The sequence below is a fragment of the Vibrio nitrifigilis genome (genome assembly GCF_015686695.1).
Classification (GTDB): domain Bacteria; phylum Pseudomonadota; class Gammaproteobacteria; order Enterobacterales; family Vibrionaceae; genus Vibrio; species Vibrio nitrifigilis.
This window is the reverse complement of sequence record NZ_JADPMR010000001.1, coordinates 2,780,405-2,793,469: the sequence shown is the minus strand read 5'-3', so window position 1 is coordinate 2,793,469 and position 13,065 is coordinate 2,780,405. Positions and strand designations below refer to the sequence as shown.

General features: G+C 44.9%; 5 protein-coding genes, 3 tRNA genes and 3 rRNA genes. 1 reads left to right on the top strand and 10 read right to left on the bottom strand.

Going from position 1 to position 13,065, the window contains the following annotated elements; translation table 11 throughout:
• The first annotated feature begins 98 nt into the window (after positions 1-98).
• Positions 99-1,415: a cation:proton antiporter gene (locus tag I1A42_RS12465; RefSeq protein WP_196123633.1), complete on the top strand. Its 1,317-nt coding sequence runs from the start codon at positions 99-101 to the stop codon at positions 1,413-1,415.
• 45 nt (positions 1,416-1,460) lie between these two features.
• On the opposite strand, the gene I1A42_RS12460 is transcribed toward I1A42_RS12465, so the two are convergent.
• The 10 genes from I1A42_RS12460 to I1A42_RS12415 form a co-directional block, all read right to left on the bottom strand.
• A complete protein-coding gene (locus tag I1A42_RS12460; RefSeq protein ID WP_161158395.1) occupies positions 1,461-2,360 on the bottom strand; it encodes a phospholipase A in 900 nt (299 codons plus the stop codon).
• 321 nt (positions 2,361-2,681) lie between these two features.
• Positions 2,682-2,758, bottom strand: a tRNA-Asp gene (locus tag I1A42_RS12455).
• Between the two features lie 52 nt (positions 2,759-2,810).
• Positions 2,811-2,926: ribosomal RNA gene (gene rrf, locus I1A42_RS12450) — 5S ribosomal RNA — on the bottom strand.
• 113 nt (positions 2,927-3,039) lie between these two features.
• Positions 3,040-5,929 (bottom strand): 23S ribosomal RNA (locus I1A42_RS12445).
• A gap of 296 nt (positions 5,930-6,225) precedes the next feature.
• Positions 6,226-6,301: transfer RNA gene (locus I1A42_RS12440), tRNA-Ala, on the bottom strand.
• A gap of 90 nt (positions 6,302-6,391) precedes the next feature.
• Positions 6,392-6,468 (bottom strand) — tRNA-Ile (locus I1A42_RS12435).
• A 62-nt stretch (positions 6,469-6,530) separates the two neighbouring features.
• Positions 6,531-8,083, bottom strand: a 16S ribosomal RNA gene (locus I1A42_RS12430).
• Together the 16S, 23S and 5S rRNA genes with 3 tRNA genes alongside form the textbook arrangement of a ribosomal RNA operon.
• 585 nt (positions 8,084-8,668) lie before the next feature.
• A complete protein-coding gene (locus I1A42_RS12425; RefSeq protein WP_196123632.1) occupies positions 8,669-9,445 on the bottom strand; it encodes a phosphoadenylyl-sulfate reductase in 777 nt (258 codons plus the stop codon).
• Positions 9,438-11,171, bottom strand: a complete 1,734-nt coding sequence (gene cysI, locus I1A42_RS12420; RefSeq protein WP_196123631.1) for an assimilatory sulfite reductase (NADPH) hemoprotein subunit — start codon at positions 11,169-11,171, stop codon at positions 9,438-9,440. Before cysI ends, I1A42_RS12425 begins: the two co-directional genes overlap by 8 nt.
• On the bottom strand, positions 11,171-13,006 hold the full coding sequence (locus I1A42_RS12415; protein ID WP_196123630.1) for an assimilatory sulfite reductase (NADPH) flavoprotein subunit: 1,836 nt from the start codon (positions 13,004-13,006) through the stop codon (positions 11,171-11,173). The genes cysI and I1A42_RS12415 overlap by 1 nt, the downstream gene beginning before the upstream one ends.
• Positions 13,007-13,065 lie beyond the last annotated feature (59 nt).

The following is a 13,065-nucleotide window of genomic DNA, read 5'->3' as shown; positions in this document are numbered from 1 at the left end:
AAGAAATATAGTGATTAGACATTCAACAAAAAGTGTTTGCTATTTATTCACCATCGAACGACAATTTCCGTTCATTGTTTGTTACATAAGTGAAGAAAATGTCAGTCTATTACACACTTTGTTTTCTCTCTGCCGCTGCAATGTTGATTGCTTTTTTCAATAGCAAGATCGGAAAAATGCAAACAACAATTGCCATCACGGCGGGTTCAATGCTGCTTTCCTTACTCATTCTAGTTGCTGGTCAAAATAATTGGTTTAACCTCACCCAAATCGCCAGACAAACTATGACTAGTATTAACTTCGAGGATTTTTTACTTAAAGGAATATTGGGTTTTCTTTTATTTGCTGGTGGATTAGGAATCAAACTCCCTAATCTCAAGGATCAAAAATGGGAAATTGCCGTTTTAGCACTCGGAGCCACTCTTTTTTCAACCTTTTTTATTGGCTTTGGACTTTACTGGCTTTGTCATCTCGTAGGGATAAACCTGCAATTGGTTTATTGTATGTTATTCGGGGCACTTATCTCACCAACAGACCCGATAGCTGTTCTAGCCATTGTGAAAAAACTTAACGCCCCAAAAAGGATCTCTACTCAAATTGAAGGGGAATCACTATTTAATGATGGGTTTGGCTTGGTTATTTTTGTGACTATTTTCACTATTGCTTTTGGATCACAAGCTCCTACTATCGGAAGTGTGGCAGGACTATTCATTCATGAAGCGATAGGCGGCATTATCTATGGTTTTGTATTGGGTTTAATTTTTCACTACCTAATCAGTGCCACTAACGACCACTCAATGGAGCTGCTTTTAACCATCGGCGTTCCGACTGCAGGTTTCGTATTTGCCGATATCATCCATGTATCCGGACCATTAGCAATGGTCGTGTCAGGCATCATGATTGGTAATTGGACGAGATTTATCGGTTTCTCTAAAGAGAGTGAAGAACACCTAGATCACTTTTGGGAATTGGTGGATGAATTTCTAAATGGTGTGCTATTTTTGTTAATCGGTATGTCAATGTTGCTATTCAAATTTCATGAAGAAGATTGGATAGTAATGGCAATTGCTATTCCATTAGTTCTTTTGGGTCGCTATACCAGTGTTGCGGTTCCATACATCGGCTTTAAACGCTATAGAACCTATAACCCATGGTCGATTCGCATTCTAACTTGGGGCGGTTTACGCGGTGGGCTAGCGTTAGCAATGGCACTTTCCATCCCTTCAGGGATCATGGTGATTCCAGACAAACTCATCGACGTGAAAGAATTAATTCTAGTCATGACCTATGCCGTTGTCGTGTTCTCCATTTTAATCCAGGGTTCAACCATTACTCCTATGATTGAAAAGGCAAAAATGGAGGAAAAAAACATGGCCTCGAATACAGAGGAAGAAACTCCAGAGAACGCCCGCTAACCCCAAATTAAAAGGAGCGACTAGCGCTCCTTTTTTATATGCCAATTACAGCAAATCATTTAATGCGATACCCACACCAATTCTTTGAGTATGAACGTTATAATCAATTAAACTTTCACCATAACCATTAAAATACTGAACATACGCACGTAAATTACGATGAATTGGATAACTCCAAGTTAACTCTAGAGCAGCACGGTTGTGCTTCTCTAAGTTATTACGAAACATAAAGCTATAGCGTTGCTCACCCACACCATACAAGCCTGTTAATTCAAAGTTACCCATATAATGCGTAATATCAGGATTATCATCGCCAGTCGCATCTGTTGGGCTACTTTTTTCACTCTCAGGTATACGCCACCATACTTTTGTACTTAGAGCTAATGGGCCTTTATCAAATATCATAGAGCCATAAAGTCTATTCCAGCTACGAGATAGGGTACTAGAACGCCCATTAGACTGATGATCAGCACCGACCATCCAGTAAGAATTTTTAAATCCAGCGACTTCCCAATCATTATCAAACAATAAAAATAGTTCTGGTTCATGGACGGTTTCACGAAATGGCGCAGAACTGTCTTTATTGTATACCTGCCACCATGACTGGTTGGTATAGGCGAAGTACAAGTCACCATCACCCACAAGATCAATAGCAAGAGGCATTTTAAAAGAGATTTGAAACTTGGCCTCAAAATTATCTAGTGAATCAGCGTATTCATCATCATCGCGAAAAGGCTTGTTATTAGGGTGAGGGTTATAAGTAACAGGTAAAAGGTAGTTAGCTTTGTGTGGCATAATCACGAAAGGATTATCCATCACTTTGTGTTCTTCTTTTGTTCTCTCATCGACTAACGAATCATCAGTATCATTTGTCGTTGTATCAGCAGCATACACAGCACTAGAGACTATATAAGACAGCAGTAATATCGTTAAAGATACCTTCATTCAGTATGCTCCATAGAATTGATGCTAAACATTCAGCAACTAAATTATCATCGGCTCTGTACTATTAAAAGATACCAGATCTTTTATCACAACAAATTAACATAAGATTAGCTGAACCTTTATAAGAAAAGAACTTAAACAAAAATATCAGGCACAAAAAAGCCCCGAACTTTCGTTCAGGGCTTCAAAACTCAGTGCGGACCGGCCGGGGTTACGGGCAACCGGGATTCGTCCCACGGTAATGCTAACCAGCAACACGCCCAGTCCCAAATAGCCAAAACAAAAAAGCCTCAATCTTTCGATTGAGGCTTCAAAACTAAGTGGCGGAACGGACGGGATTCGAACCCGCGACCCCCGGCGTGACAGGCCGGTATTCTAACCAGCTGAACTACCGCTCCGCGAAACTGGTTTTTACCGTAAAGTGTCTAACACTCTACCGTTTAATTTAAAGCCTGGCGATGACCTACTCTCACATGGGGAAGCCCCACACTACCATCGGCGCGATTTCGTTTCACTTCTGAGTTCGGCATGGGATCAGGTGGGTCCAAAATGCTATGGTCGCCAAGCAAATTCTTTTTGTTACCGCTACGCAGTAACAATTAATTCAGAAAGCTGTCGTTCTCTACACAATCAAGTGTGTCTCTATATCGAGTCCGATACAAAACCTTTTTGGTGTTGTATGGTTAAGTCTCACGGGCCATTAGTACAGGTTAGCTCAACGCCTCACAACGCTTACACACCCTGCCTATCAACGTTCTAGTCTCGAACAACCCTTTAGGACGCTTAAAGCGCCAGGGAAGACTCATCTCAGGGCTCGCTTCCCGCTTAGATGCTTTCAGCGGTTATCGATTCCGAACTTAGCTACCGGGCAATGCGTCTGGCGACACAACCCGAACACCAGAGGTTCGTCCACTCCGGTCCTCTCGTACTAGGAGCAGCCCCCTTCAATCTTCCAACGCCCACGGCAGATAGGGACCGAACTGTCTCACGACGTTCTAAACCCAGCTCGCGTACCACTTTAAATGGCGAACAGCCATACCCTTGGGACCGACTTCAGCCCCAGGATGTGATGAGCCGACATCGAGGTGCCAAACACCGCCGTCGATATGAACTCTTGGGCGGTATCAGCCTGTTATCCCCGGAGTACCTTTTATCCGTTGAGCGATGGCCCTTCCATTCAGAACCACCGGATCACTATGACCTGCTTTCGCACCTGCTCGAATTGTCATTCTCGCAGTCAAGCGGGCTTATGCCATTGCACTAACCTCACGATGTCCAACCGTGATTAGCCCACCTTCGTGCTCCTCCGTTACTCTTTGGGAGGAGACCGCCCCAGTCAAACTACCCACCAGGCACTGTCCTCACCCCCGATAAGGGGGCCAAGTTAGAACATCAAACATACAAGGGTGGTATTTCAAGGTCGGCTCCACAATCACTAGCGTGACTGCTTCATAGCCTCCCACCTATCCTACACATGTAGGCTCAATGTTCAGTGCCAAGCTGTAGTAAAGGTTCACGGGGTCTTTCCGTCTAGCCGCGGGTACACTGCATCTTCACAGCGATTTCAATTTCACTGAGTCTCGGGTGGAGACAGCGTGGCCATCATTACGCCATTCGTGCAGGTCGGAACTTACCCGACAAGGAATTTCGCTACCTTAGGACCGTTATAGTTACGGCCGCCGTTTACCGGGGCTTCGATCAACCGCTTCGAGTTACCTCTAACAGCATCAATTAACCTTCCGGCACCGGGCAGGCGTCACACCGTATACGTCATCTTACGATTTTGCACAGTGCTGTGTTTTTAATAAACAGTTGCAGCCACCTGGTATCTGCGACTCTCAATAGCTCCAAGAGTAAATCTCTTCACCGTCAAGAGCGTACCTTCTCCCGAAGTTACGGTACCATTTTGCCTAGTTCCTTCACCCGAGTTCTCTCAAGCGCCTTGGTATTCTCTACCCGACCACCTGTGTCGGTTTGGGGTACGATTCCTTACAATCTGAAGCTTAGAGGCTTTTCCTGGAAGCATGGCATCAATGACTTCATCACCTTAGTGACTCGACATCGTGTCTCGGCCTTAGAGGAAACCGGATTTACCTAATTTCCAAGCCTACGCACTTGAACCTGGACGACCGTCGCCAGGCCCACCTAGCCTTCTCCGTCCCCCCATCGCAATTGTAAGAAGTACGGGAATATTAACCCGTTTCCCATCGACTACGCTTTTCAGCCTCGCCTTAGGGGTCGACTTACCCTGCCCCGATTAACGTTGGACAGGAACCCTTGGTCTTCCGGCGTGGAGGTTTTTCACCCCCATTATCGTTACTCATGTCAGCATTCGCACTTCTGATACCTCCAGCAGACTTTACAATCCACCTTCAACGGCTTACAGAACGCTCCCCTACCCAATACCTTAAAAGGCATTGCCGCAGCTTCGGTTTACAACTTAGCCCCGTTACATCTTCCGCGCAGGCCGACTCGACTAGTGAGCTATTACGCTTTCTTTAAATGATGGCTGCTTCTAAGCCAACATCCTAGCTGTCTAAGCCTTCCCACATCGTTTCCCACTTAGCTGTAATTTGGGACCTTAGCTGGCGGTCTGGGTTGTTTCCCTCTCCACGACGGACGTTAGCACCCGCCGTGTGTCTCCCGGATAGTACTTACTGGTATTCGGAGTTTGCAAAGGGTTGGTAAGTCGGGATGACCCCCTAGCCTTAACAGTGCTCTACCCCCAGTAGTATTCGTCCGAGGCGCTACCTAAATAGCTTTCGGGGAGAACCAGCTATCTCCGAGTTTGATTGGCCTTTCACCCCTAGCCACAGGTCATCCGCTAATTTTTCAACATTAGTCGGTTCGGTCCTCCAGTTGATGTTACTCAACCTTCAACCTGCCCATGGCTAGATCACTCGGTTTCGGGTCTATATCCAGAGACTGGGCGCCCAGTTAAGACTCGCTTTCGCTACGGCTCCCCTAAACGGTTAACCTTGCCACTGAATATAAGTCGCTGACCCATTATACAAAAGGTACGCAGTCACCCCACAAAGAGGCTCCTACTGCTTGTACGTACACGGTTTCAGGTTCTATTTCACTCCCCTCACAGGGGTTCTTTTCGCCTTTCCCTCACGGTACTGGTTCACTATCGGTCAGTCAGGAGTATTTAGCCTTGGAGGATGGTCCCCCCATATTCAGACAGGATATCACGTGTCCCGCCTTACTCGATTTCACCATAAATACGTTAACGGTTACGGGGCTATCACCCGGTATCGCGTGCCTTTCCAGACACTTCACCTGACGCATAAATGGCTTAAGGGCTAATCCGGTTTCGCTCGCCGCTACTACCAGAATCTCGGTTGATTTCTTTTCCTCGGGGTACTTAGATGTTTCAGTTCTCCCGGTTCGCCTCTTTAACCTATGTATTCAGTTAAAGATAACTGCTTATGCAGTTGGGTTTCCCCATTCGGACATCGTAGACTCAAGTGGCTCTTACTGCCTCATCTACGCTTATCGCAAGTTAGTACGTCCTTCATCGCCTCTGACTGCCAAGGCATCCACCGTGTACGCTTAGTCACTTAACCATACAACCCAAAAAAGTTTTGAGTTGATGAACAAGTCACCAAGGTTTGTCTGCATTTTTATACATGTTGCAGACTCGATATTGCCGGACTCAATTTTGAATACTTACTTAAAAAGTAAGCTTCCCAAGAACACTTGAATGTGTGTTGGTTATCTATCAATGATAGATAATTGAGAACTTTTACAAACATTCTAAAAGAATGTTTTGTCAGCTTTCCAAATTATTAAAGAGCAAAGATTCGCTTTCTATAAAGAAAGAAACCATTTTTAAGAACACTTAAGCAAATGCGCTTAAAGATGGTGGAGCTATGCGGGATCGAACCGCAGACCTCCTGCGTGCAAGGCAGGCGCTCTCCCAGCTGAGCTATAGCCCCATCTCGGTTAAAATTTTCAGAAACAAGGCCGTTATTGAGGATGTGTAGTTCGCTACACGACGAAATAACTAACGCAGTTACTGGAAATTTTGGTGGGTCTGAGTGGACTCGAACCACCGACCTCTCGCTTATCAGGCGAACGCTCTAACCACCTGAGCTACAGACCCACTAGGTGCTCTATTAAACCGTATCAATCTGTGTGAACACTCATCGCAATAATCTATATCGTTAAGGAGGTGATCCAGCGCCAGGTTCCCCTAGCGCTACCTTGTTACGACTTCACCCCAGTCATGAACCACAAAGTGGCAAGCGTCCCCCCGAAGGTTAAACTACCTGCTTCTTTTGCAGCCCACTCCCATGGTGTGACGGGCGGTGTGTACAAGGCCCGGGAACGTATTCACCGTAGCATTCTGATCTACGATTACTAGCGATTCCGACTTCATGGAGTCGAGTTGCAGACTCCAATCCGGACTACGACGCACTTTTTGGGATTCGCTCACTTTCGCAAGTTGGCCGCCCTCTGTATGCGCCATTGTAGCACGTGTGTAGCCCTACTCGTAAGGGCCATGATGACTTGACGTCGTCCCCACCTTCCTCCGGTTTATCACCAGCAGTCTCCCTGGAGTTCCCGACATTACTCGCTGGCAAACAAGGATAAGGGTTGCGCTCGTTGCGGGACTTAACCCAACATTTCACAACACGAGCTGACGACAGCCATGCAGCACCTGTCTCAGAGCTCCCGAAGGCACCAAAGCATCTCTGCTAAGTTCTCTGGATGTCAAGAGTAGGTAAGGTTCTTCGCGTTGCATCGAATTAAACCACATGCTCCACCGCTTGTGCGGGCCCCCGTCAATTCATTTGAGTTTTAATCTTGCGACCGTACTCCCCAGGCGGTCTACTTAACGCGTTAGCTCCGAAAGCCACGGCTCAAGGCCACAACCTCCAAGTAGACATCGTTTACGGCGTGGACTACCAGGGTATCTAATCCTGTTTGCTCCCCACGCTTTCGCATCTGAGTGTCAGTATCTGTCCAGGGGGCCGCCTTCGCCACTGGTATTCCTTCAGATCTCTACGCATTTCACCGCTACACCTGAAATTCTACCCCCCTCTACAGTACTCTAGCCTGCCAGTTTCAAATGCTATTCCGAGGTTAAGCCCCGGGCTTTCACATCTGACTTAACAGACCACCTGCATGCGCTTTACGCCCAGTAATTCCGATTAACGCTCGCACCCTCCGTATTACCGCGGCTGCTGGCACGGAGTTAGCCGGTGCTTCTTCTGCAGCTAACGTCAAATGATGAGACTATTAATCTCACCACCTTCCTCACTGCTGAAAGTACTTTACAACCCGAAGGCCTTCTTCATACACGCGGCATGGCTGCATCAGGCTTGCGCCCATTGTGCAATATTCCCCACTGCTGCCTCCCGTAGGAGTCTGGACCGTGTCTCAGTTCCAGTGTGGCTGATCATCCTCTCAGACCAGCTAGAGATCGTCGCCTTGGTGAGCTCTTACCTCACCAACTAGCTAATCTCACCTGGGCATATCCTGACGCGAGAGGCCCGAAGGTCCCCCTCTTTGAGCCGAAGCTATTATGCGGTATTAGCCATCGTTTCCAATGGTTATCCCCCACATCAGGGCAATTTCCCAGGCATTACTCACCCGTCCGCCGCTCGCCGCCCATAAGCGCCCCCGAAGGTTTGTTTATGTCGCTGCCGCTCGACTTGCATGTGTTAGGCCTGCCGCCAGCGTTCAATCTGAGCCATGATCAAACTCTTCAATTAAAAGTTTTTGTGGCTCAATGAATACTGAATACATTACTAAGTAATGTTGAATTGACTGTGCCAAGACCCCTAATGTTTCCAAAAGATATCTTGATTGGTCACTCAGTTCATTGAAACCAATTGGAAACCGAAGTTTCTCATTTGATTATCATCAACGAGTGCCCACACAGATTGATAGGTTTAAATTGTTAAAGAGCTTTCTTTCAACTTTGCGAGTTACTTCGCATCGAAAGAGGCGGCTATTCTATCGATTTAAAACTTAGTGTCAAACACTTTTTTAAATTATTTTTTCTAGCCTCTCGACCGGAGAAGTTTCCTTCTAGAGCTTGTCAGCCCTTGCCCTGTCGATGGAGCGGCATTATAGAGATCTTAATCACAGCTGCAAGCCCTTTTTGCAAAAAGTTGCAAAAATAATGGTTAAACGCTGAACTTTCATCCAAAGGCTTATTTATCCAACTTTAGTCATAGAATAAGAACAACTTATCCACAGAGTTATCCAGATCTCGCATCTTTTCGCTTTTGTTTAGATATAAAAAAAGCTGCCTACTCATGCAGCTTTTCTATTGAATAATAAATTCTTAGCCATTAAATCCCCGAACCATGTTGCTCACCATCATCTTCATGTAATCCACATTCACGTTTCAAACCAAAGAAGCGAGTTTCCTCTTCGGACATTCCTGGCTCCCATTTACGCGTTGTGTGTGTATCACCAACAGATAGGTATCCTTGATCCCATAGAGGATGATAGCTAAGACCATGTTCCTTTAGATAGTAGTGAACATCTTTATTCGTCCAATCTACAATTGGCAAGAATTTAAACACACCATTTTGAATGGCCAGTACGGGAAGTGTTGCTCGTGACTGCGATTGCTCGTGACGAAGACCAGAAAACCACGTACCAACTTGAAGTTCATCTAATGCTCGATGCATAGGTTCAACTTTATTGATACGATTATATTTTTCTATTCCTTCAATTCCCTGCTCCCACAATTTGCCGTAACGAGCTTCCTGCCATGCTGGAGAATACTCTGCTCTATATATATGTAGGTTTAGTTTTAATTTCTCCGTTAACTCATCAATAAAACGATAAGTTTCAGCGAAGAGATAGCCCGTATCCGTTAAAATAACTGGCGTATCTTGTTTCTCATTAGATACTAAATGAAGCATCACAGCAGCTTGAATACCAAAACTAGAGGTAAGAGCATGTGCTCCGGGTAAATTATCTAGTGCCCAAACAACACGTTCGGATGCATTTAATGTCTCCAGGTATCGATTGATTTCAGTAAGGCGGAGCGTTTGCTCCGCCTTAGATAAAGTCAATAGTTCAGACAACTCTGGGACAGAGAAGCTGTTATCAGGCATGAAAATCCCTCTTAGATACTTTGACTTCAGGAACAATACCGGCGCGAATAGTAAAATCACCGAAACACTCACCATCAAGACGTTCTTTCGCCCAGCGAGCCACCAGCTCATCAATATCTATCAAGATTTGCTCTACGGTAATGTTCTCTTTATACATTTTAGGTACTCGAGTACCCGCGCGGTTACCGCCTAAGTGAAGGTTATAGCGACCCGGTGCTTTACCAACTAAACCAATTTCGGCCAACATCGCACGACCACATCCGTTTGGACAGCCTGTGACACGTAAGATGATGTTGTCTTCTTTTGGTAAGCCGTGTTTTTCCAGAATCTCTTCAACTTGAGTCACAAACTCAGGGAGAAAACGTTCTGCTTCTGCCATCGCTAATGGACAGGTAGGAAACGAAACACACGCCATTGAGTTTTTACGTTGTTCACTCACGCCATCATCAATCAAACCATGCTTACGAGCCATTTGATCAATAATTGCCTTTTGATCGTCTGGTACGCCAGCAATGATCAGGTTTTGGTTTGCTGTCATACGGAAATCACCTTGGTGAATTTTGGCAATCTCAGCAACACCTGATTTTAGCGGACGATTTGGATAATCAAGCAAACGGCCATTTTCGATAAACAGTGCTAAATGGTTTTTTCCGTCAATGCCTTTTGTCCAACCAATACGATCACCACGACCAGTAAATTCATATGGTCGAATAGCTTCAAATTTCACTCCAGCACGGCGTTCTACTTCTGCTTTGAATACATCAATACCAACACGGTCTAACGTGTATTTCGTTTTTGCATTCTTACGATTTGAGCGGTTACCCCAATCACGCTGCGTTGTTACCACAGCTTCAGCAATCGTCAATGTATCTTTTAGTGAGATATAACCAAACTCATCGGCACGGCGAGGATAAGTAGAGGTATCACCATGCGTCATAGCCAAGCCACCACCGACTAAGACATTGAATCCGACCAATTTGCCATTTTCAGCAATAGCAATAAAGTTCAAATCATTCGCGTGAATATCCACATCATTTTGTGGTGGAATCACTACCGTGGTTTTAAATTTACGAGGTAAATAAGTACTACCTAAAATAGGTTCCTCATCTGTACCTTCGATCTTTTCACCGTCTAACCAAATCTCTGCATAAGCATGTGTTTTAGGCAGTAAATGCTCACTGATCTTTGTTGCCCATTCATAAGCTTCTTGATGTAACTCAGATTCGATAGGGTTTGAAGTACACAACACGTTACGGTTTACATCACCCGCAGTTGCAATGGAATCAATACCAATTTCATGAAGCATACGATGCATCATTTTGATATTCGGCTTTAATACACCATGAAACTGAAATGTTTGACGAGTAGTCAATCGAATACTGCCGTACATGGTATGTTCAGTCGCAAATTTATCGATCGCTAGCCACTGAGCAGGCTTGATTACCCCACCAGGCATACGAGCACGAAGCATCACATTATGTAGTGGTTCTAATTTTTGCTTAGTACGCTCTGCGCGAATATCACGGTCATCCTGCTGATACATCCCATGGAAGCGGATGAGTTGAAAGTTATCCGGTGTAAAACCACCTGTGATACGATCTTTCAGATCTTCTGCAATCGTCCCACGTAAAAAATTACTCTCAGCTTTAAAGCGCTCGTTATCCGCAAGTGGACCAAGCACTTCGCCTAAGACTGTTTGTACATTTGTTTCTGGATTAATGCTCATTAGTACACGTCCCTTTGATAACGTTTTGCTTTGCGCAGATCATTAATGAATTCTTCTGCTTGTTCTTGGCTTAAACCACCAGCTTGTTTTGCTACTGTAACCAGCGCATCATTCACGTCTTTAGCCATACGGTTTGCATCTCCGCAAACATAAAGATAAGCGCCATCTTGTAGCCACTGCCACACATCTTCCGCTTGCTCTAAGATACGTTGCTGAACGTAAACTTTTTCGTTTTGATCACGACTGAAAGCCACATCTAAACGAGTTAAGACACCATCTTTTAAGTATTTCTGCCATTCCACTTGATACAAGAAATCTTGTGTAAAAGTACGATCGCCAAAAAACAGCCAGTTTTTACCGGTGGCATCACGATTATCACGTTCTTGAATGAAACTGCGGAATGGTGCAATGCCAGTACCAGGGCCAATCATTATCACCGGCACACTATCATCCTCTGGCAATTTAAAGTTGTTATTGTGCTCGATAAAGACATTAACGCTGTCGCCTTCTTCTAACCGACGAGTTAAGTAACTAGAAGCACCACCTTGACGTAAATGCCCATCAAAATCGTACTCAACAACACCAATAGTAAGATGAACTTCGTCTTCTACTTCACTTTGACTAGAAGCGATAGAATATAAACGAGGTGTTAAACGACGAAGAGATGCCACCAACTGTTCAGCGGTTAATTTAACTGGGTATTGTTTAAGAACATCGACAATTTGAGTTTTCGCAGAATATTCACGAAGCTCATTTTTATCTACGATCAAATGGTTTAAATCATCGCTCTCGGCAAATTCAGCTAACTTATTAATAAACTGAGGGTTTGCAGCAGTGATTTCATACTTAGCGACAAGAGCACTGTGAATAGATAGGCTTTCTCCATCCACATCAACACTCTCAACACCTGATAGACCAACAGCACCGAGAATTTCGTTAGCTAATTCTGATGAGTTTTCATACCAGACACCAAGTGCATCACCAGGTTGATAAGTAATACCAGATTCAGCCAAATCAATTTCGATATGACGGACATCTTTACCGGAATCTCGCCCCGTAATTTTTTGGTTAGTCAGTAGGCTTGCTTGATATGGATTCAGCTTAGTGTACTGAGCATGAGATACCGCTTGACCAATAGAGCTAGACACTACGGGTGCTGCTGCGCTAGCTAATGCTTCTTTTACCTTAGCAACCGCTTGTTCACTCCAAACCTTCGCCGCTTCGTCATAATCGACATCACAATCAACACGATCAATAAAACGAGAAGCCCCTTGCTTTTCAAGGAAAGCATCAAAGTCTTTACCGGTTTGGCAGAAAAATTCGTAACTTGAATCCCCTAAGCCAATCACACCATATTGTAAATTAGGCAACTTCGGTGCTTTTTTCGATTGTAGGAACTCATGTAGTGTTAATGCGTTATCTGGCGGCTCGCCTTCACCATTGGTCGAGGCAACAAAAATAACGTGCGTTTCTTTAGCTAAGTCCTTGCCTTTGTAATCACTAGCATCAACTAGGGATACTGGGATACCTGCGGCACTTGCTTGAGCTTCTAGCGCTTCAGCAACGCCTTTAGCGTTGCCTGTCTGAGAAGCAAAAATTATTGTGAGTTTTCCAGCTGGTACTGCAGTAATTTGAGCGTTAGGAGCCACCGTCACCTCTGACGACTGACTCAACCCCCAAAAGTAACCGCTCGCCCATGCTAATTGTGTTGGCGAAAGTTGAGAAACGGCCTGTTGCAACTGATTCAGTTGCACATCATTTAGAGGGCTCGTTAAACCAGCTAATTCTTTTGGTGTGGTGTTTGCTGAAGACATTGTCACGACTTCCTTATTCATTGCGTGACGATAGATTAACCACTCCTCTAAATAACAAGAAAGAATAGATCAGCATGTTT